The sequence below is a fragment of the Pantoea sp. CTOTU50773 genome, assembly GCF_032082325.1.
Lineage (GTDB): Bacteria > Pseudomonadota > Gammaproteobacteria > Enterobacterales > Enterobacteriaceae > Pantoea > Pantoea communis.
The window spans coordinates 18,377-40,058 of sequence record NZ_DAMDQC010000025.1; the positions used below are offsets into that span (position 1 = coordinate 18,377).

The 21,682-nt window shown below is 49.4% G+C and carries 24 protein-coding genes and 1 pseudogene; 12 read left to right on the forward strand and 13 right to left on the reverse strand.

Annotated features, from left to right (window positions below):
• Positions 1–386 precede the first annotated feature (386 nt).
• Positions 387–1,250, forward strand: a complete 864-nt coding sequence (gene licT / locus RT340_RS06245; RefSeq protein WP_313374830.1) for a BglG family transcription antiterminator LicT — start codon at positions 387–389, stop codon at positions 1,248–1,250.
• Between the two features lie 30 nt (positions 1,251–1,280).
• Here licT and RT340_RS06250 read toward each other — a convergent pair whose 3' ends face one another.
• The 4 genes from RT340_RS06250 to RT340_RS06265 all read right to left on the reverse strand — a co-directional run bounded on the left by RT340_RS06250 (position 1,281) and on the right by RT340_RS06265 (position 6,224).
• Positions 1,281–2,675: a 6-phospho-beta-glucosidase gene (locus RT340_RS06250; protein WP_313374831.1), complete on the reverse strand. Its 1,395-nt coding sequence runs from the start codon at positions 2,673–2,675 to the stop codon at positions 1,281–1,283.
• 15 nt (positions 2,676–2,690) lie between these two features.
• Positions 2,691–4,559 carry a PTS beta-glucoside transporter subunit IIABC gene (gene bglF, locus RT340_RS06255; RefSeq protein WP_313374833.1) on the reverse strand — a complete coding sequence of 623 codons (1,869 nt, stop codon included), beginning with the start codon at positions 4,557–4,559 and terminating at the stop codon, positions 2,691–2,693.
• Positions 4,560–4,764: 205 nt separating this feature from the next.
• Complete coding sequence (locus RT340_RS06260; protein ID WP_058961215.1) at positions 4,765–5,487, reverse strand: YoaK family protein; 723 nt, start codon at positions 5,485–5,487, stop codon at positions 4,765–4,767.
• A gap of 134 nt (positions 5,488–5,621) precedes the next feature.
• A complete protein-coding gene (locus tag RT340_RS06265; protein WP_211729516.1) occupies positions 5,622–6,224 on the reverse strand; it encodes a LuxR C-terminal-related transcriptional regulator in 603 nt (200 codons plus the stop codon).
• Positions 6,225–6,422: 198 nt separating this feature from the next.
• Here RT340_RS06265 and RT340_RS06270 point away from each other — a divergent pair, with 198 nt between their 5' ends.
• On the forward strand, positions 6,423–6,608 hold the full coding sequence (locus tag RT340_RS06270; RefSeq protein ID WP_072016973.1) for a general stress protein: 186 nt from the start codon (positions 6,423–6,425) through the stop codon (positions 6,606–6,608).
• 41 nt (positions 6,609–6,649) lie between these two features.
• Here the strand turns inward: RT340_RS06270 and lepB are convergent, their stop codons facing one another.
• Positions 6,650–7,585, reverse strand: a complete 936-nt coding sequence (gene lepB, locus RT340_RS06275; RefSeq protein WP_313374839.1) for a signal peptidase I — start codon at positions 7,583–7,585, stop codon at positions 6,650–6,652.
• Positions 7,586–7,810: 225 nt separating this feature from the next.
• On the opposite strand from lepB, the gene RT340_RS06280 reads away from it, so the two are divergent.
• Entirely contained in the window at positions 7,811–8,062 is a 252-nt protein-coding gene (locus tag RT340_RS06280; RefSeq protein WP_034822671.1) for a hypothetical protein, read from the forward strand.
• Between the two features lie 69 nt (positions 8,063–8,131).
• Here the strand turns inward: RT340_RS06280 and RT340_RS06285 are convergent, their stop codons facing one another.
• Complete coding sequence (locus tag RT340_RS06285) at positions 8,132–8,257, reverse strand: hypothetical protein (RefSeq protein ID WP_255253253.1); 126 nt, start codon at positions 8,255–8,257, stop codon at positions 8,132–8,134.
• Between the two features lie 262 nt (positions 8,258–8,519).
• The gene (locus RT340_RS06290; RefSeq protein WP_313374844.1) at positions 8,520–8,720 is read right to left on the reverse strand and encodes a hypothetical protein; all 201 of its coding nucleotides are present in this window, start codon (positions 8,718–8,720) and stop codon (positions 8,520–8,522) included.
• 250 nt (positions 8,721–8,970) lie between these two features.
• Between RT340_RS06290 and RT340_RS06295 the strand changes: the two genes are divergently transcribed.
• Both RT340_RS06295 and RT340_RS06300 read left to right on the forward strand, forming a co-directional pair.
• Positions 8,971–9,168, forward strand: a complete 198-nt coding sequence (locus RT340_RS06295; RefSeq protein WP_034822666.1) for a hypothetical protein — start codon at positions 8,971–8,973, stop codon at positions 9,166–9,168.
• Positions 9,169–9,957 (forward strand): hypothetical protein, encoded by a 789-nt coding sequence (locus tag RT340_RS06300; protein ID WP_097117752.1) that lies wholly within the window; start codon positions 9,169–9,171, stop codon positions 9,955–9,957. It begins immediately after the preceding gene.
• On the opposite strand, the gene RT340_RS06305 is transcribed toward RT340_RS06300, so the two are convergent.
• Positions 9,949–11,715, reverse strand: coding sequence for a sensor domain-containing phosphodiesterase (locus tag RT340_RS06305; protein WP_166936069.1), 1,767 nt, complete (start codon positions 11,713–11,715; stop codon positions 9,949–9,951). The genes RT340_RS06300 and RT340_RS06305 overlap by 9 nt on opposite strands.
• A 757-nt stretch (positions 11,716–12,472) precedes the next feature.
• Between RT340_RS06305 and RT340_RS06310 the strand changes: the two genes are divergently transcribed.
• The 3 genes from RT340_RS06310 to msrA all read left to right on the forward strand — a co-directional run bounded on the left by RT340_RS06310 (position 12,473) and on the right by msrA (position 14,141).
• The gene (locus RT340_RS06310) at positions 12,473–12,718 is read left to right on the forward strand and encodes a ParD-like family protein (RefSeq protein WP_034822655.1); all 246 of its coding nucleotides are present in this window, start codon (positions 12,473–12,475) and stop codon (positions 12,716–12,718) included.
• A complete protein-coding gene (map, locus tag RT340_RS06315) occupies positions 12,715–13,503 on the forward strand; it encodes a type I methionyl aminopeptidase (protein WP_182058365.1) in 789 nt (262 codons plus the stop codon). The genes RT340_RS06310 and map overlap by 4 nt, the downstream gene beginning before the upstream one ends.
• Before the next feature lie 101 nt (positions 13,504–13,604).
• Entirely contained in the window at positions 13,605–14,141 is a 537-nt protein-coding gene (msrA, locus tag RT340_RS06320; protein WP_082082846.1) for a peptide-methionine (S)-S-oxide reductase MsrA, read from the forward strand.
• On the opposite strand, the gene RT340_RS06325 is transcribed toward msrA, so the two are convergent.
• Positions 14,138–15,043 carry a LysR family transcriptional regulator gene (locus RT340_RS06325; protein WP_211729513.1) on the reverse strand — a complete coding sequence of 302 codons (906 nt, stop codon included), beginning with the start codon at positions 15,041–15,043 and terminating at the stop codon, positions 14,138–14,140. The two genes, msrA and RT340_RS06325, sit on opposite strands and share 4 nt — an antisense overlap.
• Before the next feature lie 145 nt (positions 15,044–15,188).
• Here RT340_RS06325 and RT340_RS06330 point away from each other — a divergent pair.
• Positions 15,189–15,284: pseudogene (locus RT340_RS06330) on the forward strand (hypothetical protein); the annotation flags it as partial.
• A gap of 76 nt (positions 15,285–15,360) precedes the next feature.
• Here the strand turns inward: RT340_RS06330 and RT340_RS06335 are convergent.
• Positions 15,361–15,768: a hypothetical protein gene (locus tag RT340_RS06335; RefSeq protein ID WP_034822646.1), complete on the reverse strand. Its 408-nt coding sequence runs from the start codon at positions 15,766–15,768 to the stop codon at positions 15,361–15,363.
• 80 nt (positions 15,769–15,848) lie between these two features.
• Positions 15,849–16,457, reverse strand: coding sequence for a LysE family translocator (locus RT340_RS06340; protein ID WP_097117748.1), 609 nt, complete (start codon positions 16,455–16,457; stop codon positions 15,849–15,851).
• Positions 16,458–16,570: 113 nt separating this feature from the next.
• Between RT340_RS06340 and RT340_RS06345 the strand changes: the two genes are divergently transcribed.
• Entirely contained in the window at positions 16,571–17,467 is an 897-nt protein-coding gene (locus tag RT340_RS06345) for a LysR substrate-binding domain-containing protein (RefSeq protein ID WP_160833216.1), read from the forward strand.
• 29 nt (positions 17,468–17,496) lie between these two features.
• Here RT340_RS06345 and RT340_RS06350 read toward each other — a convergent pair whose 3' ends face one another.
• Positions 17,497–19,062, reverse strand: a complete 1,566-nt coding sequence (locus tag RT340_RS06350; protein ID WP_211729512.1) for a methyl-accepting chemotaxis protein — start codon at positions 19,060–19,062, stop codon at positions 17,497–17,499.
• A 410-nt stretch (positions 19,063–19,472) separates the two neighbouring features.
• The gene (locus tag RT340_RS06355) at positions 19,473–19,979 is read right to left on the reverse strand and encodes a ferritin-like domain-containing protein (protein ID WP_211729511.1); all 507 of its coding nucleotides are present in this window, start codon (positions 19,977–19,979) and stop codon (positions 19,473–19,475) included.
• Between the two features lie 453 nt (positions 19,980–20,432).
• Here RT340_RS06355 and RT340_RS06360 point away from each other — a divergent pair, with 453 nt between their 5' ends.
• Both RT340_RS06360 and RT340_RS06365 read left to right on the forward strand, forming a co-directional pair.
• On the forward strand, positions 20,433–20,636 hold the full coding sequence (locus RT340_RS06360; RefSeq protein ID WP_034822638.1) for a general stress protein: 204 nt from the start codon (positions 20,433–20,435) through the stop codon (positions 20,634–20,636).
• A 551-nt stretch (positions 20,637–21,187) separates the two neighbouring features.
• A partial coding sequence (locus RT340_RS06365; protein ID WP_313374857.1) for a TetR/AcrR family transcriptional regulator occupies positions 21,188–21,682 on the forward strand: 495 nt, incomplete at its 3' end.

Genomic DNA, 21,682 nt, shown 5'->3' on the forward strand with positions numbered 1-21,682 from the left:
ATTAGCATCTACTTATCTACTTAGCGAGCGAGTAACAGAATGATATTTTGACAATAAAAGTCATTATTAGGGAACTGACAAGATGCCCTTGACCTGATTTATTGATTGAATATTGTTATTTCAAATTCTCCTCTTTTTGATCAATTTTTAAGAGGTTGCATAACATCAGTGCAGACGCGGCTTCAGGGGCCATTGCCCTGTTTTTCCTCCATCGCTTCGCGGCGCAATAAAACATGACGTGTCTCACATTTAACGGTCAGTATGCTTGTCGGAATCACAGAGCGGCTTATGATCTCGCCAGATTGTTACTGCGCGCAAACGCAGGCAAAACCTGACACGCCGCCCTCCCGGTGGGTCAGGTTTTTTCTTTTTCAGGGCTGATAAAAATGAAAATCGCGAAGATCCTCAATAACAATGTCGTGGTCGTACTGGGCGAGAACGGCAAAGAACAGGTCGTGATGGGTCGCGGGCTGGCTTTTCAGAAGCGTGTGGGTGATGCGCTGGATGCGCAGCAGATTGAAAAAGTCTTCGCACTGCAGAGTGACACCCTGACAGGAAGGCTAAGCGAGTTGCTTTCTGATATCCCACTGGAAGTCATCACCACCAGCGAGTTAATCATCGCCAGCGCACGTCAACAGTTGGGTCAGCCGCTGCATGAGAGCCTCTCGATTGCGCTGTGCGATCACTGCCATTTCGCGATTGAACGCCATCAGCAAGGCATTCCGATTCGTAATGTATTGAAGTGGGAGATCAAAACGCTCTACCCCAAAGAGTTCGCGATTGGCATGGAAGCACTGGCACTGATCAACAAACGCCTTGGTGTGGCGTTGCCTGACGATGAAGCAGGCTTTATCGCCCTGCACTTAGTCAACGCGCAACTGGGCAGCGACTTTGCCGATGTCTCTCACGTGACGCAATTTATGCAGGAGATTTTGCATATCGTGAAGTATCGGTTGCAGCTGGATTACCGCACCGACAGCCTGAGCTATAACCGCTTCGTTAACCACTTGAAGTTTTTTGCCCAGCGCATGCTGGGAAAACGCGGTGTGTGCAGCGAAGATGAATCATTGCATGATGTGGTGCGTGACAAATATCCGATTGCTTATCAATGCGCGGTGAAGATCGACAGCCACATCCAGCAAAAATATCTCTATGCCCTCTCGGCGGAAGAGCGCATGTTTCTCACCATCCATATTGAGCGAGTTCGCAAAGAGACATTAGCGTTGCAGGAAGATGTCGACGAGGCGTAAAAACGGGCGACAGCACGCCCGTTAGCAGGTTTATTTCAATGCCGCGCCGTGGCTACGGATCACATCCTGATACCAGAAGAAGCTCTTTTTACGCGAGCGTTCCAGCGTGCCGTTGCCCGCATCATCACGATCAACGTGGATGAAACCGTAACGCTTCGAGAACTCGGCTTTAGAGGCGCTGACCAGGTCAATCGGTCCCCAGCAGGTGTAGCCCATCACTTCCACACCATCCTCAATCGCTTCCCGCACCTGCACTAAGTGATCATTGAGATACTGGATGCGGTAATCGTCATTGATGCTGCCATCGGCCTCAACCACATCTTTGGCACCCAGGCCATTTTCCACAATAAATAGCGGCTTCTGAGAACGGTCGTACAAGATGTTAAGCAGAATACGCAGACCTTCCGGATCTATCTGCCATCCCCACTCTGAGCTGGCGAGATGCGGATTCGGCACCATCGACAAGATATTGCCCTGCGCTTTCTGGTTCTCTTCTTCATTGGTGGTGACGCAACCGGTCATGTAATAACTGAAGGAGATGTAATCCACAGTGTTGCGCAGGTCGCGTTTGTCCTCATCCGTGATGCTGACGGTGATTCCGCGATCGGCGAAGAAGCGTTTCATGTAAGCCGGATAGGCACCGCGCACCTGCACATCACCAAAGAATAACCACTCGCGATTCTGTTGCAGCGTTTCCAACACATCGGCCGGACGGCAGCTGAGCGGATAGAGCAACGCACCCAGCAGCATGTTGCCGATCTTACCGTCCTTAACAATCTCATGGCAGGCTTGTACGGCGCGGCCGCTCGCCACCAGCTGATGATGAATCGCCTGATAGATCGCCTGTTGATCGCTCTCCTCCGGTAATCCAACGCCAGTAAAGGGCGCATGCAATGACATGTTGATTTCATTGAACGTCAGCCACAGCTTCACTTTATGCTGGAAGCGAGTGAATACCGCGCGCGCATAGCGTTCAAAACAATCAATAGTGATGCGATTGCCCCAGCCGCCATATTTTTTGATCAAGCCAAAAGGCATTTCGTAATGTGACAACGTCACTAGCGGAGTGATGTTGTACTTTGCCATCTCATCAAACAAACGATCGTAAAAGGCCAATCCCTCCTCGTTTGGCTGAGCTTCATCGCCCTGCGGGAAAATACGCGTCCAGGCAATCGAGATACGCAGAACGGTAAAGCCCATCTCTGCGAACAGCTTGATGTCTTCCGGGAAGCGATGATAGAAATCAATCGCCGTGTCTTTGATGCCAAAATCATTGCCGCTGCGTTCAACGCGCGCGCCAAAAATACCTTTGGGTTGCAGATCCGAGGTCGATAGCCCTTTACCGCCCTCCTGCCAGGCACCTTCCACCTGATTGGCGGCAACGGCGCCACCCCATAAAAATGCATCCGGGAAACGTGTAGTCATTTACTTGCTCCTTGGTTATTTCAGCACGGCCAGCAGCGGCGAGCCTTCACTCACTGCGCTGTTGTTCAGGGTTAATACATCAATAAATTCATCGCTGTTGCTCACCAGCACCGGTGTGGTGAGGTCGAATCCAGCGTGTTTGATCGCCTCAATATCAAACTCCAATAGCACATCGCCCACTTTCACTGGCTGATCGTTTTGTACCTGAGGACGGAAATATTGCCCGTCGAGTTTGACGGTATCGAGTCCAACATGGATCAGCACTTCCGCGCCTTGATCTGACGTCAGGCCAATCGCATGTCCGGTGCGGAACATGGAGGAAACTACGCCATTGACCGGCGATACTACGCGGCCCACGTGCGGCAGAATGGCCGCGCCCTTGCCGAGTAAACCGCTGGCGAAAGTTTCATCTTTGACTTTATCCAGCGGCAATACGTCACCCGCAATCGGGCTCACCACGCTTTCACGGCGCGTTAATGTCGCAGGCGCGAGATCGGCGACGGGTTCAGCCACAACGGGTTGTGCCGCAGACTCTCGTAAACCAAACACATAGGTCATGGCACAGGCGAAAACTAGCGCGACCGCTGCACCGGCAAAGGACGCCAGCACGCTGGCATCAATACCCGTGCTGGGCACGACCTGAATAAACGTGAAAATACTGGGGAAGCCAAAGGAGTAAATGGTGGTGTGCCAGAAGCCCAGAATGGCGGCACCCAGCGCGCCACCGATACAGCCGAAGATAAACGGACGACGACGCGGCAGCGTAACGCCATACACTGCGGGTTCAGTGATACCAAAAATGCTGGCAGTGAATGCCGATCCCGCCATCGCTTTGAGTTTGATATCACGCGTGCGCAGGAAGATCCCCAATGTCGCGCCCGCCTGTCCTAATACCGCCGGCATCAGTAATGGCAGTAGGGTGTCGTGACCGAAGTTGGCCAGATTATTGAGCATGATCGGCACCAGACCCCAGTGCAGACCGAATATCACACAGATTTGCCAGATCGCGCCCATCACCGCTCCTGCAACCATGGGGCTGAGGCTGTAAATCCACAGATAGCCCTCCGCCAGCAAGCGGCTGAGCCAGGTGGCTGCCGGGCCAATCGCCAGAAAAGTGAGCGGCACGGTGATTAGCAAGCACACCAGCGGCGTAGTGAAATTACGCACCGCACCGGGTGAACGCGGATGTACCCAACGCTCAATCAGGCTTGAGACCCACGCAGCAAAGATAATTGGGATCACCGAGGAGCTGTAATTGAGTATTTCCAGCGGGATACCGACAAAGGTCAGTGGCTTTCCTGCCTGCTGCTGTTGCATCGCTTCAAGTATCAACGGATGCACCAGCGCTGCGGCAATCGCCATGCTGACAAAGGGGTTACCGCCAAATTTTTTCCCGGCGCTGTAGCCGAGCAGAATCGGCAAGAAGTAAAAGAGTCCATCACTGGCAACAAACAGCACTTTGTAGCTGCCGCTGCTCGCGTCCATCACACCGAGCACCAGTGCCAACGCCAGCAGTCCCTTGATGATGCCTGTCGCAATCATCACACCAATAAAGGGTGTAAAAATGCCGGAAACCAGATCGATAAAACGGGCAAACAGGTTTTGTGGCGTAGTGTCCTCCACGTTATCGGCATGGTCGAGGGCATAGCGTGCCGTTAACGCGCGGTAGACCTCCGCAACCTGGTTGCCGATCACCACCTGATACTGTCCCCCGCTCTCCACCACCATGATCACGCCAGGATTATTTTTCAACTCGGCGGTATGCGCTTTTTGGCTCTCTTTTAATTTGAAGCGCAGGCGCGTTGCGCAGTGCATCACGCTGATAATGTTGTCTTTTCCCCCCACGCCAGCCACAATGTCATCTGCCAGTTCCTGATATTGCATCTTCCTTTCTCCTGCAAAACGCCTCGAATTTCGCGCAAAAAAAAACCTGAGGCGCGCCCTCTGCTATCGAGAAAGGGCTCGCCTCAGGTTTTGCCTGCCGAACAGTAACAATCCTTAATGACGGTTATCTTGCTGAGCATTGCCAAAAAGTAGCAAGCAGTTTTCAAAAATCGCGCTGAAATATGTGAAGCGCATCAATTATTGTTCAGGAGTGCAGCGCATGCCCGGCACGTTGTAATGCTGACAAAGCGAGGGCAGATAGCATCACACCAATCAAAATTAACAGTTTATAGCTCAGCGCGTTCAGCAGCAGAATACCCAGCACGCCGCCGAACAGGAATGCCATCACCGTGAAGAAGTGCAGTTTTAAACGCTCGATATAGAGCGGCGCATCTTTCGGGGATTCTTTACGGCGTAGCACATCAAACAACATGGCCAACTCAATGCCAATGTCGGTAGCGGTACCGGAGACATGGGTGGTGCGCACGCGTGCGTTGGAAATCCGGGTCACCACGGCGTTTTGTAATCCCATCAAAAAACTCAAACTGAGCACCAGCAATACGCCCGATTCACTAAAGCTGAACCAACTCTCAATGACGCCCAGCGCGAATAATGCCACGCCTTCCAGCAGGATGTTGATGGCATAAATCCCGCGAATTTGTCGCCTGCGTCCGGAGTTGATAATCAGGGTCGAGACAGAAGAACCCGCTATAAAGAGCAGCACGATGAGCAGGAAGAACAATCCGACATGCAGATTTGCTTTCGCCAGATGATCGGAAAGTGACGAGACGTTGCCCGTCATGTTGGCAGAGAAAAAACCGACGGTTTCAAATGCAGCTGTGTTCAGCGCGCCCGCCACAGCCGCCAGCGTGCAGGCGAGTCGGGTATCCGTATTAAAAGTGCGCGTGTTTTCGGAGGTGATCAGCATGGCTATTCCCGACCCTGGCAAAGGGGAATATCTTCCTCCTGCGGGCCGGAATTCTCAAGCCTCAGGCAAAAGACACCCTTTACTAACCGGGCATAACAGGGAGTTATGAGCGAGGGATACAGTCAGTGTAGGTATTAATCGACATGGGTTCGATTAAACCCGTATTGCGTAAGCCGATGATGAAACTGAACATTATTCTCACAATTCAGTTTCGCGTAAATCGATCGCTTATAGTGACTGATGGTTTTGTTATTCAGTCTGACACGCAAGGCTATGTCCTGCTGACTGCTGTATCGGGCAAGCCATTTCAGCATGTGAAATTCTTGCAGCGAGAGCGAAGGAACACGGCTGCGTGTTGATGTATGCGGTCTCTTCTCAGCAAGTGTATTGACGTTTTGAACAATGCTGGCTAATGAGGATTTTTTTGTCAGAAATAAAACCGAGTGAAATTCATGGGCAAGAAAATTAAGCAGCGCAGCATCATTAATGTCTGTCAGTACCAACACGCGGATACAAGGATAAAGTGCCTGCAACAGGCGTAAAAACGCATAGGAAGATTCAATATCATCCGCTTCGGTTTTTAACTCAATAATCATTACTTCGATAGATTGATCGATTAATATTTTTTTTGCATCACTTAAAGATGAGCAGGATAAGAATTGATAACCTGCAGATATTAATAGCTTTTCTAAGCCAAGTGCGGCCCATAAATTGGCTTCAACATTTAATATTTTCATGTTTATTACTTAAACAATTAAAAAACCATTTAATCGTGATTAGTGGCTATTTTAAATCGGACAACATTTCTTTTTTTGTGCGATAAAGACTACAAAATATTAATTATCCCGTGCTGGCGAAGCCGCAATCGCGCACTAAAATTATGGAGTGACTAGCTAGTCCTTATCTCTCACGGAACATTGATATGAGGTCTTCCTATGAAACAACAGAGCTACAGAGGCGGTGCAGGGAATTTTGCTAACGATCCGGCACGCGCAAGAGAAGCTGGTAAAGCGGGAGGCAAAGCCAGTGGAGGCAACTTCAGAAACGATCCTGAACGCGCCGTTGAAGCGGGTCGGAAAGGAGGCAAGATAAGTCGCCGTCCTCCAACAAAGTCTGAGTAAAGCGCTTTAGGATTTGTTCTGCCAGGGACTGGCATCTTCTCTTAATGGATCCACCCGATACGACCTGGCCTCAGCCCTGTCGGCCACTGCCCTTCCTGTTTTTCCATACTAAATCCAATCGCCACCGCTTTGCCTACCAGATTACGCTCAGGGACAAAACCCCAATAGCGGCTGTCATAGCTGTTGTTACGATTATCCCCCATCATAAAATAGCTATCCGCCGGCACCACCCACTCTCCAGTCTGCTGACCTGGTTGATGGAAAAACGCCGATGCTGAAACAGTCAATTCAGGCTTCTGCAAAAGGCGATGCGTCACCCCCGCTAGCGTTTCAGTGCCCATCAATAGACGCTGTTCATCAGGCTTTTCCTCGCCAATTGGTCTGGCATAAAAGCCCGGATACATTCCGGCAGTCTCGACGAACTCGCCCGCTTTGAGCGCACTGTAATGAATGGCTAGCGCTGGTGCACAAGATTGATGGTCCTGGCAAAAAGAGAAAACAGTGAGCTGTTGTGAGGCTGGATTGAAGATGACTTTGTCACCGGGCAAACCGATCACTCTTTTAATGAACAACTGCGTTTCGTCCTGAGGAAACGTAAATATCGCAATATCACCACGTTTAGGGTGTCCGGTGGCAAGCAACGTTTTCTGATTGAATGGATTTCGCAGCCCGTATGAATATTTATCTGCCAGCACCCAGTCGCCGGTGAGTAGAGTTGGCATCATGGATCCAGAAGGAATGCGAAAAGGCTCCCAGCCAAAGGCCCGAACCAGTAACACGATGACCAGTAACGGAAAGAGCGATGCGGGCGTATCCAGCCAACTCGGGAGGCGCTGACTTTTACCCTGCTGTATGAGCGAAGATTCTGCCTGGTTTTTCTCAACGGTGATGCGCGTCAAAGCCCAAAGCCTGTATGTCCAACTCAGGCCGCTAAAAACCACAGCAATGGCCAGTATCAGGGCGAAGATGTTCATCATAAGAGGGTTCCAGCGCTGCCGCGTTATTCATCCGCATCAATCATTGCGGCTCGTTAATTTGCGCCGTCAATATAAACCAAATGTTAGGTTATCGCTCTCCTATCTGTGCTTTACGGCTCGCTTAATATGATGCGAATGGTGAGGCTTGAGTTATAGGCTTTTCAATGCCATATTCTTTTCAATAATGTGGCTTGCTTAATCTACATAACTTAATAGGGAGTGATAATGTCCACCGAAGAGAGAATAAAGGAACTTGAAGAAACGGTTCAGCGTTTAAAAATCGAAACTGAGGTGTTACGTGAACTGATGATTAAACAGGTCGCGGTGAATAACATCACCTTCAAAGGGAAATATGATGAAGTCATTATTAACATGGCTAAAGAGTATGAAGAGCGCGGACTGGAAGTTGACCGTAACCGAGCCATGCATGAAGCGATACGGCAATACATCAAAGATGATGCATCATCCAATGATTGAAATGCTGTACCGCAATAATACCCTTGCAAATTACGCAAAAGAGCCGCTTACGCGGCTCTGAATTGAGAATCAGATCATCGGTTTTTGATCATCAGGTAGATCACGATCGTCAGTCTCATCACCCTCTTCATCGGGTAAGGGTAAATCGTCGCCAGGCAGCGGCTTAACATCATCTGGATCTGGACGTTCTGACATATATACCTCCATTCACCCTGATTGGGTATAAGTAGTTTAGTGGGGTGATGATTGATACGGTGTAGAAAATACGCGATTTTGTGAATCAAGCGTAGGATATTTTATAAAATATTTTAACCACTAGAAAATCTTACTTTATAAACTACATGCTTCGTTTATTTCGAAATTACAGGGTAATTAATCAAAAATTTCAATTGATTAACACACTCTATAATTAGAGAGATGTTTTTTAAATGTCGGGTGCGATTAATTGTCAGCGAGGCTATTTATCCTGATAAGGATCCTGCTTGTGATCTTTACTATCATCGCGCGTGTGCGGAATCTCTCCATGATCTTCAGGGTTGTCTTTTGCTGGATGGTCATCCTCTTCATACGCATTGCCGACATTGGGGGCGACTTCGGGAAGTCCCTTATGCACATCCCCTTCTTTATTACGTTGTTCATTCGTATGATGTTCTTTCATAATTAACCTCATATTTAATGTCTTTCTTATTGTAGTCTAATTTTAACGACAGGAAATGAATACTGAACCCCTAAGCCATTCATTATTAAAACTGGTAAATTTTTCCGCTCACCTACGGTTTCGCTTACTTCAGCTTTTTAGACAGATTAATCCGTAATTTCGAAAACACGCCTCTTATTCAAGTCACTAACCCAAATTCACATCGGATAGTGTGCCATACTCTCACTACCCAAATTAATTGGAAAATAACATGTTTCACTTTGTTATCGCCCTCTTCAAGAGCCCTGAGTCATTGCTACAAGTGATGAGCCAGCAAGATATGAAAGAATCCATTCAGGAGGGTGACAGGATCATTATTGATGAAGACGGCAACGCTTCGGTTAATCCGTTAAGTCCCAAAGTTCAGCGCGATTTTGCCCATCATGTCAAAACCTTGAAGGATATCTAAATGGGAACGGCAATATTTATGGTGCTGATGGTGTGTGGCTATTGGTACACCAGCCGGGACATGTCGAGTCGCTTAAAAATAAAGCGTTCCTTTGGCTGGGATGTTTACTTTTTAATTGCCCTTTATGGTTGTATTTTTGTCTTACAGGGCGTGTTTGCCACCGGGATTGTCTGGCTGATATTACTCGCCGCTTCCGCGATCAATAATACTTTTGCACTTACCCGCCTGGTGCATGCTCGTTGGCATGTGGATTTTATGACCTGGAGCTTCCTGGGTATTCAGGCACCGGTCGTGATTATGCTCGCCTTTGCCGTGCTGTTTTGTGTGTATCGCTCAAACTGGGCTGGCAGCGCGCGATTAACCGCCAGCAGCCGCCGCGACCTCTATCAGCGATTGTCACGTTCGAACGGTATTGAACAGATTTTGTTGCAGTGTATGGAAGAAGGTGAGTTAGCCTGGATAACGCTAAAATCCCGACGCATCTACATCGGCATGATTCATGCCGCCACCTTCGAATATGCCAGCACGGCTAATATTGTATTAATACCGATGCTCAGCGGTTATCGCGATTCACTTACGCTAAATCTCGCCGTTGAGCACAATTACAGCCGTTGGTATCATCAGCACCGGATTGATTTCATGTCGAAACCCAAAACAGCTTTAGCGTTTCGTAAAGTGATTATGGTGGAACAAATCGAGAGTCTGTCACTATTTGATCCCGCCAGCGCCAGTGCTCTGGCAATGGGTGAGGCAGGAACCGATGAAGTCAGGACAGACGCATCACCCTAACTTCCAGCGTAACCAATTATCCAGTTCGCTTTCAGGTAATGGGCGGGAATGAAAGAACCCCTGCGCCTGATCGCAACCGAACTCTTTTAACGCTTCGAGCGTCTCAATATTTTCCACGCCTTCCGCTAACACCACATAATCCAGTTCTTTGAGCATAGCGATAATGCTGCGGGTGATGATGCGTGACGCGGTATCTGTGGCAAGTCCGCCGACAATCGAACGGTCGAGTTTGACCACATCCAGAGGCATTTTTCGCAGATAACTGATATTGCTGTAACCGGTGCCGAAATCATCCAGCGCAATACCAAAACCGCGCAGTTTCAACATTTCCAGTCCCTTAATGGCCGCCGCGCTTTCGATGATGCGCTCAGTTTCCAGGCACTCAATGCCGAGCAGATTCGTCGGCAGACGTGCCTTGATCATCTTATTCTCGAGCCTGTCAGCAAAACTTTCCTGGCTAAAGTCGCGCACGCTAACGTTCACCGTGACAGGCAACTGGATACCTTGCCCGTTGAGCCGTTTCAATCGCTCAATGGTTTTATCAATGACCCATTCGGTGATCTCTTGCAGCAACGTGGTTTGTTCCGCGAGCGGGATGAAAACTGAAGGAGAAAGTTCACCTCGGGTGGGATGGCGCCATCGGATCAGCGCTTCGAGCCCAATCGGTAAACCGCTGCTCAGACAGATTTTCGGCTGGAACACCAGATACAAGCCATGATTGTGCCGTACAGCAGTGGCCAGGTCGTTGACGAGAGTAAAGTCATCCGTACGCCGCTCATCGTTTTCCTCACTGAAGTTCATACACGGGATCCCGCGACAAATGGCTTCATGCAAGGCACTAACGGCTCGACGCAGCGCTTCCTGAGCGGAAATTTCTGACGGCGAAAAGAGGGTTTCACCGGTATGTGTCGCTAAATCGACCGATAAACCTTCGCCAATCTCGGCGCGTACGCCTTCCATGCGTCGCGCAACCCACTCGGCGCACAATGGACTTTCTTGTTGAGTTAATAGCGCAAACCGCCCGGTTGCCACGGTATAGAGCAGTTCATTTTTGCCGGGACGCAGACGTAGCGGCAGTAACGTTGCCATATCTTTGAGGAGCCCTTCGACAGGTGCCATGCCCAACGAACGCGCCAGCTCATAGGCTCGCGGCATATCGATGCAGTCGATCAACACCAGTCGATACCGCGTGTTATCACCCGCATTACGCAAGGCTTGCAGGTCTCTAATCAGTTGCTGTCGGTTAGGCAATCCTGTAACCAAATCGGTAAAACCGACAGAATGCCAGGCTTCAAGAAAGGAAATTACCAGCTGTGATAGCAACGTCATCGTCGCCAGCTTTTCAGCGCTAAAGGTATGTGGTTTGCTATCCACCACGCACAGCGTGCCTAAGACCAGCCCTTCCTGGCTCTTTAGTGGCACGCCCGCATAAAAGCGAACAAAAGGTTCACCTATAACAAAAGGATTGACGGAAAAACAGGCGTCCAGTTGGGTATCGGGCACCACCAGCGGTTGATCCCCCTCGACCACGTACTGACACAATGAATCGGCACGCAACGTTTCACCGACGTTAAAGTTGTGCGCAGCTTTGATGTATTGGAAATCATCGTCAAGGACAGAGATGAAACTGCTGGGAACATCCAGCGTTTTACTGACCAAATCAGTGAATTTGCTCAGTACATCGTCACGGCAGATATCCGGATTTCGAAGTGCCTGGAGCGTGATGCAGCCTGGCTTCAATTCGTTAGTTATGCTCATTTGCACTCGCCCATTCCATTGGCACGGATAGCAATGCTGAACTCAAAAGAATAACTTCATTATCATTAAGGAGAATATCCGCCATTTTGCGTCTATTTTGCTCATTATTAACCGGTGAATATCACCATATTATGCCCGCCATCACGGTTTGTCATGCTGAAATATCTTTACAAAAAGCTTACATGAAAACTGAGTAAAGGGATCCTTCACCCCATTCAAGCGAAGCGTAAATTGATAACAAGGATTACGGCTGCCCAGAGATCTTATCAATAGCGCACACATTAATAGGATTTAATGATTACCGCATAAAATTCAGTCTGTTGTCCGTAATTCAACAAGCACAGAAAACAATCAAATAAGCGATGCATCACGGCATATATATTCCTGTCATATCGCTAAGTCGGTCCAGGTTTTCTCTTGATGATGCGTTTCGCTTATTAGCTTCATCTCTCAATCGAGGGATTATTTTATTTTAGCTGAGCTTTCAAATGCCGAACTTTCAACACCCTGCTCTGGGGAAATCCAGAAATATTACTCTGCAACGATTATTAAGCCGCTTCGCAGGGTATTTTTTCTTTAGTCTATCTTTTCCTCAACACATCACGCCACCCTGTCACGCTGTAGCAGGCTTAAACGGCTAAGAGGTGGAGATGCTGTACAGGGTCACGGCAAACTTCCCAACATTTCCCCTTCCATCTTATCCGGACGCAGCGTAATCTATATGCAAAACGACTACGTTTCATATACGGATCGCATAATGGGTATCGTAAAAATTTCTGATCTGATGCATGAGAATCTGCGTATCGCGAGCACGGCGTTAAGCCGTTCCATCAATGCGCAGGCAGAACACTGGATGAAGATTGGCATGCTGGCTGAGCTTTATCCTGACCTCAACCTTCAGGAACTGACGCGCCTGTTGATGCGTGTCGAACGTGACGGCGGCGCAGATTTAGCGCAGCTGCTTGACCAGCCTACATTAACCTCGCAGGGAATCGCGCAATGACCATCAAACTACATTCCGCTGAAGAAATCGAACTGGCACGCGCTGCCGGACACGCCGCGGCAAAAGTGCTGGAAATCATCACCCCTTACGTCAAACCCGGCGTGACCACAGATGAACTGGACGCCATTTGCCATGACTATATTGTCAATGAACTGAAGGTTGTTCCCGCGAATATTGGTTATCACGGCTATACACGCACCACCTGTACCTCGGTAAATCACGTGGTGTGCCATGGCATTCCAGGTGAGAAGAAGCTCAAGAATGGCGATATCGTCAACATCGACGTCGGCATCATCAAAGATGGCTGGTACGGTGATACCAGCCGCATGTATTACGTGGGTGAGCCATCGGTGCGCGCTAAACGTCTGGTCGATATCACCTACGAATCGATGGTGGCGGGCATTAAAGTCGTCAAACCCGGTGCGACATTGGGTGATATCGGCGCCGCGATCCAACAGGTGGCGGAGAAAGCCGGATTTTCAGTGGTGCGTGAATATTGCGGTCACGGTGTTGGTGAGATTTATCACGACGAGCCTCAGATTCTGCACTACGGTACGCCGGGCACAGGGATTGAGCTGCAGGCAGGCATGATCTTTACCATCGAGCCAATGATCAATGCCGGCAAAGCAGGCACCAGTGTTTTATCTGATGGCTGGACGGTGGTGACAAAAGATCGCTCGCTGTCGGCGCAGTGGGAACACACTCTTGCTGTGACCGAGACCGGCTTCGATTTGCTTACGCCATGGCCTGAAGGCACAGGCGATTACGCAGCAATAGAAGGCTGAGTGCGGCTTAGCGCTGACAGGCATTCAGGATGCGCCAATGCAGTGGCGTTACTTTTCACCGCCGTGTAAGGTAACGTCACTTTTTTTATCCGGAACTTAGACTGATGCGTGAACAAGCCATTTTTGCCGGCGGCTGCTTTTGGTGTACTGAAGCGATTTTCCAATCCATCCATGGTGTATTGAGCGTGGAAAGTGGTTATATCGGCGGCCATGTCTCGTCACCCACTTACGATCAAGTTTACAGCGACACCACCGGTCACGCCGAGGCGGTGAAAATCGAGTTCGATCCCGCTCTCGTCAGTTACGACGATTTGCTCGACATCCACTTCGCGACACATGATGCCACGCAGGAAAACATCAAAGACGGCGTGGTGCGTTCACGTTATCGCTCCGCACTGTTTCCGACCAGCGATGCACAACGCATTGCCGCTGAACAAGGGATAGCGCGTGCCGCTGCCGAACTCAGCAAGCCGCTGGTGACAAAGCTGGAACCGTTAGCCGAGTGGTACGCAGCCGAAGACTATCATCAAAACTTCTGGGAGAAAGAAGGACAAGAAAACGCCTTCTGTATGATGAATATCCCGGCAAAACTGCAGAAACTGCGCAATAAATTTCCGAAACAGGCATCGGACGCTTAACGCGCCATCTCATCGATAACCTGTGTGATGCGCTGAATCACCCTCTGCGCCGCCCGCGATAACTGTCGGGATGGCGCAGTACAAAGTGCCAACGTCAGCGGACGCATCACGCTGTTTTTCAGCGGCACAAAGCACAGTTGCTGCTCCTGCACTTCAGTCATCACATCCAGCAAACTCAGCACGCATACGCCAGTGCCCTGAGCAACCAAACTGCGTATCAGGCGAATATCGTTACAGGCAATAATGTTATCCGGCGCCATGCCCTGCTTGCGGTATAGCGCATCGACCCGTTCATGGACCACCAGCGAATCACCAGGAATGATATGCCGCTCCTGGCTCAATTGACTGAGCGATAGCGCATCGCACTGGCTCAATGGATGATCGGGCGCCATGACTATACCCATATCCAGTTCAGCAAACGCCAACACATCCAGTCCAATCTGACCCGCCGGATCCAGGATTAAGCCAAAATCAATCGCAGACTGTCGAATCAATTGGCTGATGGCGTGGCTGTTGTCGACGGTAAGTTCCAGCCGCAGCCACTGATGTTCACGTGCAATATCCGCAATCGCATCAGCCACCGGTCCCTTAGTCAGTGATTGCACCAGACCCGCGCTGACGTTGCCGCGCTTCAAGCCCTGTATATCGTCGAAACGCTGGCACGTAACGCGAAACTCGCGCTGCCAGCGCATCACATCGTCGTACAACAACTCACCGGCGGTGGTCATCCGCAACCCATCCGGCAAACGCTCAAACAGCGGCGTACCAAAGCTCTCTTCCGCCTGCAGGATCTGCCGGTTAATGGCGGACGCGGAGACGTGCAGTTTCTCGGCGGCTTTACGTAAGCTGCCGCTGCGAGCCACTTCTGCAAAGTAAACGGAAAAGCGGGAAAACGGACTCATGCATCACCTGTACTGTTTTTTGCAACACTTGATTGAATTCTGTCGGATGGATTTATACAGAGCTAATTATTCACAATGTCCTGATAGAAATGAAGTCTTTCAATCGCCCTCGTGAGCCAATGGCAGGAACATCACCATGAATACCCGCAACGTCGAACTGCGGGTCCAGGTAGAAGATGTGCACGCTTTCAATCTGCGGGTATTTGAAGAGGATTGCCTGATGGTGGAAACAAAAAAACCAGCGCCAGCCGCTGAACAGTTTATCGCGCTGTGCTGCTCACGCATTAAATCACGCAATCGGGTGATCGACCTGTAACTTATTTAGTGCGCCACATGCGGTACTGTCCCCAGAAGCCTACTTCTGTGGCGTACTCCTGTGGCGTGCCGTCAGCCACAATATCCAGCGACTTGCGCATCCCCAGACTCATCACTGAACAGTCATTACTGACGCGCAACTTGTGCAGACCATTTTCCAGATAAGCAGTGACAAACTGGTTTTGACGCAACATCGCGACATCCTGACCATCCACGTTCACCACGAATTTGCAGGTTCCACCGCTGGCACTACCAATAAACTGCTTGAGGCGGGTAACAGTCACCGGTGTCTGCTTCTTGCTGGCATCCGGTGTCACCATTTGCTGATTGATGATGGTATCGGCTGATCCATAAGGTCTGGCGCACCCTGCCAGAGTTAAAACCGCTAACGCTATCAATGCTTTTTTCATTACTTTCCCTTTAGTCTGCTGCTCCATGCAGCCATTCGCTATGCGTTATCGGCGTTTTGGGTGAAATCTTCAATACCACGCTATAACAACAATTGCCTCAGGTTGTAGAACGCTCCCGCCAGCGCGATCAGCAACAACATCAGCATTGATATCCGCTCCAGGCGCTGCTGATGTGCTCCCGGCAGCCAGCGCTTTACGGTGATGATATAAAACGCCAGCACCGCAAAATCGAAGGCCATCCACACCAGCGCCAGGGTGATCAGGCTGCTGCTCAGATCGGGCGTGATGGCGATAAACTGTGGAAACAGCGCGGCAAAAAACAGAATATCTTTTGGATTAGAGATGCCCACCACAAAGCCTTTCAGCAATCCCCCCTGTGCTGCAGGCCGGTGGGCGGTTGCACTTGTCGCAGCACGTAAGCCTCGCCATGCAATCACGCCAATAAACAGGGAACCCAGCAACCCGGCGACTTGCAAACTCAAGGGATCGAGAGAGACCAATCCCGTCAACATCAGTGCAGCCAGCGCAATCAACACCAGTGATGCCGCGTTAGTGCCCACCGCTGTGGCAAAAGCGCGGCGATAACCGTGTCGCGCGGCCGTGCCCGTGATCAGCGCCACCACCGGGCCTGGAGTCATCAACAGCAATAAAATCGCCAGCATATACGCCAGCAGCAGTGAGAGGTTCATGGTAACGACCTGAAACGTATTAGAAGGTCGCCAGTATGGCTTTTCGTTTCCACATTGAAAAACGCTTTAAAATGCCGTTGAATGTGAGTTTTACTCAATATTGAGTTTACCTTATGACGCTTCCTCCACTTTATGCGTTGCGCGCCTTTGCCAGTGCGGCGCAATTAGGGTCTTTTAGCCAGGCCGCTGCGGCACTCAACGTCACCCCTGGGGCGATTAGCCGCCACATCCGCACCCTTGAAGCGTGGTTCAATTGCCAACTGTTTATCCGTAAAGGCCCCAGGGTCGAAATCAGCGCTGCCGGTAGCGTATTAGCGGCACAATTACAGGCCGGATTTGCCTCTTTAGAGCAAGCTTGCGCCGCCTTCACGCAGCATGGTCATCAACTCCGTCTCAAGGCCCCATCGACACTGACCATGCGGTGGCTGCTGGATGCACTTCAACTCTATCGCGAGCAAAACTCAACACCTGAAGTGCAGATTACCAGCGTTTGGATGGACACCGACAACGTCGATTTTGCCCGTGAACCTTTTGACTGCGCCATCTTGTTGGGCGACGGTCATTTTGGTGCAGACACTGAGTGCCATTTGCTGTTTCAGGAGTGGTTAATTCCGATTTGCGCCCCCGCACTGGAACGACAGGCACAAAAGCAACTGGCAAGTTGTGAATTGATTCACCCCTCACACGATCGCCGCGACTGGCTGAGGTGGTCACAGGGGGCAGCTGATGCACCGGCTATCAATCTGTGGCAAGGCAAACTGTTCGATACGCTGGAACAGGGCACGATGGCGGCGATCAGTGGACACGGCGTTTCAATTGGTGACTTGCTGCTCAGCCAGGAGGCGATCAACAACGGCTTACTGGTGCTGCCATTTAACCAGCCGGTGGCGACAGGGGACGGTTATTATCTGGTGTGGCCGAAAACCCGGCCGGAAGCGCCCAACATCAAGCTATTGCTTCAATGGTTGCTTGATCAGGTGCCCGTGTTAAATAGCAAGAATTTAGAGTAATGGCGGCCTTGACGCCGCCTGTCATCTGGTTATGCGCTCTGACGCAGGGTAAACACGCTGACGCTGTTCACCATGTTTGCCGCTTGCTCGCTGAGCATGGCGGAAGCAGCCAGGGATTGCTCCACCAGCGAGGCATTTTGTTGCGTCGTGATGTCAATTTGGCTGATAGCAGTGTTGATCTGACTGATCCCATCGGCCTGTTCGGTGCTGGCCTGATTAATCTGTGACAGCACCTCCTTCATGTTCACCACGTTGTTCATCATTTCCGACATCAGTTTGTTGGCATCCGCTACCATGTCACGGCCATCAACGATGCGCGTGGAAGACTCCTCAATCAGATGGCGAATCTCATGCGATGAGGTGGCGGTTTTTTGCGCCAGCGCGCGCACTTCCTGCGCGACTACCGCAAAACCGCGACCGTGCTCCCCTGCTCGTGCCGCCTCAACAGCCGCATTGAGCGCCAGGATATTGGTCTGGAAAGCAATCGAATCAATCAGATTGATAATGTCTGCCATGCGACCGGCTGAATCATGGATCTCAGCCATTTTGGTCGACACGTTGTTCATCATGGTGGCGTTCTGCCCCACGGCGCTTTCCGCCTTTTCAGACAGATCGGCAGCAAAGTGGGTGTTATTGCGCGTGTTGCTAATGGTGGCGGTGAATTCTTCAACCGATGCTGCTGTTTGTTCAACCGAACTGGCTTGTTCTTCAGTACGCGCGGCCAAATCATGTGTACCCGACATAATTTCGCTGGCACCTCCTGAGATTTGCTCTGCGCTGATACGAATATGACTGACAATGGTCGACATTTTATCCTGCATCTGCTGAATGGCGTTTATTAACTGGCCCATTTCGTCTTTACGTTTTTCATAGAAGCTCGTACTGAGATCGCCATCAGCAACACGGCCAAGAAACGCAATAACGTTTTTTAATGGCACAGTAATGGATTGGATAATAATCCAGCCAATCAACGCAGAGAGAATAACCGCCGCAATAAATATCACCACCATTGAAATTTTAGTGGTGTGATAGGAATCCATAAAGTGTGTGTAGGAACCATTCATCTGCTGCTCTTGCAGTGCAATAAAACGCTGCACTTCAACCGTATAATCCTTTTGTTTACTCGCCAATGCTGTCAGATAATAATCCAGCGCTTTATTAGGATCCTGACTAGTGAGTTGCAAAAATTCATTACGGCCTTCTAAATAAGCTTTGCGTTTATCATCCAAAATTTTGAGATAAGCAATGGAATCGTCATCTGTTGATAGTGCATGGAGTTGACGATAAATCTCCGTAATTTGCCCGGTTGCCCCCTGAAGCTCATTCATGATGGCGCTGCGGCGCTCCGCATTGATTGGGCTGAGCAGCAAAGCCTGTCGCTGAATGGTAGTGTTAATCTCATTGATTAACTGATTGCCCAACGCAATGGTTGGGTAATCATCTTTCATCATGCCGTTGACGCCGGTTTGTGCCATAAACAGCGAATTTAAACCCAGTACCGCGACCAAAAGCAGCATACCGATATTGATGAGCGAAGAAATAATGAGTTTGCTGCGTAATTTAATATTACGTGAAAATCCTTGAACTATGTCCATTTAGAAACCTCAATGATTTTTATTAGTGAGTCATGAAATCCAGGTGTTATTAAAACAAAGAAATGGAGACGCTCCGCGTTCTCATCGGCAGCGTCCCTGCTGTTATCGTCAGCATGCTCACTAACCTTAATGCTTTTACTTAAATATAACTTACTCGTGCAAAACAATTCACTTCCTTTGGAATTGCGCAATTAAACAATTTGATCAGTTATATTAAATTGTTGGCAATAATAGTCACCTGAGTGATCAGTGCGCTTTACTTATTAAACTGAGTTTGTAGCGCTTAATCCTCCGTTTAGATAAACGTAGCGGCTTTTTACTGCAGTTTATGCAATTGCCGTTAACGAGCAATCATTAATAATGTTGGCTATTTTCTCTGCGGGCAGCCAGCAAGCTGCCCGCAGAAAACACTACACCGCGCTTGATGCTTCACTTTCAGCCAGCGAGTCTATCGATTGATTCGCTGCTTCAGGCAAGTCCGCAAGCAGTTTGGCCGCCATTTGCGCTTCCTGTTGCAAGATCCGCTGAAAAATGTCCGCGCCTTCACTGTCATCAGCCTGTCTGGCGGCGGCAATTAACGTGGTGTAAGTCGCAACTTTATAACTACAAAAGACATAGACGCTGACGGCCATCCGTGCGTCCTGCTCAACACGCAGCATATCGCTTGCTGCCTGCCCCACCACAGACAGGCGGCCTAATGCCTCTTTCAATGCCGACCAACTATCGTCATGGCATTTCAGAACCTCTTTCACCTGCAACTGCTGTGCGCGTGATTGCGCAAGATAATGCGCGATGTGACTCCCGATGGAAGAATCACTGTCGAGACGCTCCATCGCTTGTTTTAATAACGTTTCACCGTGCTTCTCCATCGCATGTGCATCACGTAGCCAATCCAGATAAACAGATTCCCTCGTCATTCATTCACTCCTGGTTGATGTGCTTTTAATGAACTACCTTTGGGGATGGTATGCAGTTGCTTAGCAAGCTAACCGCCTCAACGCCGTCGCTAATGGAATTATCTGGAAATAAGCGAAGCGTTAATTAACGAACTAACAATCATCTTAATTAAACGTAGCAAGTAAGCCCTTCTGCGCAAGCCAATCAACGCAGAACTGAGAGGGAGGATTAATATCACCACTTTGCCGCTTCGCTTATATTTACCCTCACAACACTCTTTACTCAACATCTAAAGTGCGCTAACAATCATCATTCAAGTGAGTTTCATCCGCTTATAAACAAAAATCGACTTATCCTTAAACAAACAGTCCGCAAAATAATAAAACTTAAGATTAATCCTGACTTGATTATGGTAAAAACAACGCTACATTTATTTTTGCTTTATGTTGGTACAAATATAATGAGGAGAACGCATGACGGACCCTAACAAGCATCCTGAAGAGGAAGAGAAAAAGACGCAACGTCGTGGGGGCACAGGGAACTTCGCCGAGGACAAGGAGCGTGCAGCTGAAGCAGGCCGCAAAGGCGGTCAGGTAAGTGGCGGCAATTTTAAAAACGATCCGAACCGCGCCGTTGAAGCTGGCCGGAAGGGAGGAAAGATCAGCCGCCGGAAATAACACTATCAATAATTCAACATTGGGTTACGTTCGCTAGCCTTTATCACAACACTCTCCTGACGTGCATTAGCGCTTCGCTTAAATGCGAAATTCGCTACGTTAGGAGGGTTATTCCCATCGCTAACAATAAAAAATCGATCATTTCTTGATCAATCGTTCGTCATTTGCCGCTTCGCTTATCCAGAACTTTTCCTATATATATTAATGATCAATTTAGATCCCAGAATAAATAACCAAACACGAATTAACCAACATATTTGTACACGGAGATTCAAGTTGTACACCTTAGTCAAAATTAAGGTTGGTGATGATTAACTTAATTACAAAAGTGGAGGGGAACTGACCTTCTTGTCGGTGAGGGGATGAAATAACTATTCACTATAAAGACTTTTCCCTCCCCCCTCATTCATACTGACTGGTGTCTGCAAAGCCTTCCGATCAACGTCCTTTCCTTCGGGTCCTTCCAGCTATCGCAAGAATCGAATGACTTTTTTACAGGCTCTTTGATAAAAAGCGTTGACGTGGTAGAACGATAATTCTACTTTTAACCCATGATCAAAAAAACAACTGATACACGGGATAAAATCCTGAAAACCGCCGAAGAGCTCATCTACCAGAACGGTATCCACGCTATGGGCATGGACCTTTTGGTCAAGACCTCTGGTGTCGCCAGAAAGAGTATTTACCGTCATTTCGCGAACAAGGAAGACGTGGCATCCGCCGCGTTAACAGAGCGCGACGAACGGTGGATGCAATGGTTCAGAACAGAGTCTGACAAAGGCAAGACTCCTCAGGAGCGTATCCTGAACATGTTCACTGTTCTGAAGAGCTGGTTCGAGTCCGACGGATTCCGGGGTTGCGCGTTTATCAACACGGCGGGTGAGGTTGGCGATCCTGAAGACCCTGTGCGCCAGATAGCCAAGATGCATAAACAGAAGTTGCTGGATTACGCTCTGGAGCTTACCGAACAGCTGAACGTTGAGCATCCGGAGGATTTGGCTCGACAGTTACTGATCCTGCTGGAAGGCGCGATCACCATGTCATAC

Bases quoted from the DNA above. Each gene is read 5' to 3' on its own strand.
- RT340_RS06345 (WP_160833216.1), top strand. From the start codon at position 16,571: ATGACGCTTCCTCCACTTTATGCGTTGCGCGCCTTTGCCAGTGCGGCG.
- lepB (WP_313374839.1), bottom strand. From the start codon at position 7,585: ATGATGAACATCTTCGCCCTGATACTGGCCATTGCTGTGGTTTTTAGC.
- RT340_RS06335 (WP_034822646.1), bottom strand. From the start codon at position 15,768: ATGAAAAAAGCATTGATAGCGTTAGCGGTTTTAACTCTGGCAGGGTGC.
- RT340_RS06285 (WP_255253253.1), bottom strand. From the start codon at position 8,257: ATGTCAGAACGTCCAGATCCAGATGATGTTAAGCCGCTGCCTGGCGAC.
- RT340_RS06340 (WP_097117748.1), bottom strand. From the start codon at position 16,457: ATGAACCTCTCACTGCTGCTGGCGTATATGCTGGCGATTTTATTGCTG.
- licT (WP_313374830.1), top strand. From the start codon at position 387: ATGAAAATCGCGAAGATCCTCAATAACAATGTCGTGGTCGTACTGGGC.
- RT340_RS06280 (WP_034822671.1), top strand. From the start codon at position 7,811: ATGTCCACCGAAGAGAGAATAAAGGAACTTGAAGAAACGGTTCAGCGT.
- RT340_RS06265 (WP_211729516.1), bottom strand. From the start codon at position 6,224: ATGAAAATATTAAATGTTGAAGCCAATTTATGGGCCGCACTTGGCTTA.
- RT340_RS06250 (WP_313374831.1), bottom strand. From the start codon at position 2,675: ATGACTACACGTTTCCCGGATGCATTTTTATGGGGTGGCGCCGTTGCC.
- RT340_RS06300 (WP_097117752.1), top strand. From the start codon at position 9,169: ATGGGAACGGCAATATTTATGGTGCTGATGGTGTGTGGCTATTGGTAC.
- RT340_RS06260 (WP_058961215.1), bottom strand. From the start codon at position 5,487: ATGCTGATCACCTCCGAAAACACGCGCACTTTTAATACGGATACCCGA.
- RT340_RS06290 (WP_313374844.1), bottom strand. From the start codon at position 8,720: ATGAAAGAACATCATACGAATGAACAACGTAATAAAGAAGGGGATGTG.
- RT340_RS06325 (WP_211729513.1), bottom strand. From the start codon at position 15,043: ATGAGTCCGTTTTCCCGCTTTTCCGTTTACTTTGCAGAAGTGGCTCGC.
- RT340_RS06305 (WP_166936069.1), bottom strand. From the start codon at position 11,715: ATGAGCATAACTAACGAATTGAAGCCAGGCTGCATCACGCTCCAGGCA.
- RT340_RS06310 (WP_034822655.1), top strand. From the start codon at position 12,473: ATGGGTATCGTAAAAATTTCTGATCTGATGCATGAGAATCTGCGTATC.
- bglF (WP_313374833.1), bottom strand. From the start codon at position 4,559: ATGCAATATCAGGAACTGGCAGATGACATTGTGGCTGGCGTGGGGGGA.
- RT340_RS06355 (WP_211729511.1), bottom strand. From the start codon at position 19,979: ATGACGAGGGAATCTGTTTATCTGGATTGGCTACGTGATGCACATGCG.
- RT340_RS06350 (WP_211729512.1), bottom strand. From the start codon at position 19,062: ATGGACATAGTTCAAGGATTTTCACGTAATATTAAATTACGCAGCAAA.
- RT340_RS06295 (WP_034822666.1), top strand. From the start codon at position 8,971: ATGTTTCACTTTGTTATCGCCCTCTTCAAGAGCCCTGAGTCATTGCTA.
- map (WP_182058365.1), top strand. From the start codon at position 12,715: ATGACCATCAAACTACATTCCGCTGAAGAAATCGAACTGGCACGCGCT.
- RT340_RS06360 (WP_034822638.1), top strand. From the start codon at position 20,433: ATGACGGACCCTAACAAGCATCCTGAAGAGGAAGAGAAAAAGACGCAA.
- RT340_RS06270 (WP_072016973.1), top strand. From the start codon at position 6,423: ATGAAACAACAGAGCTACAGAGGCGGTGCAGGGAATTTTGCTAACGAT.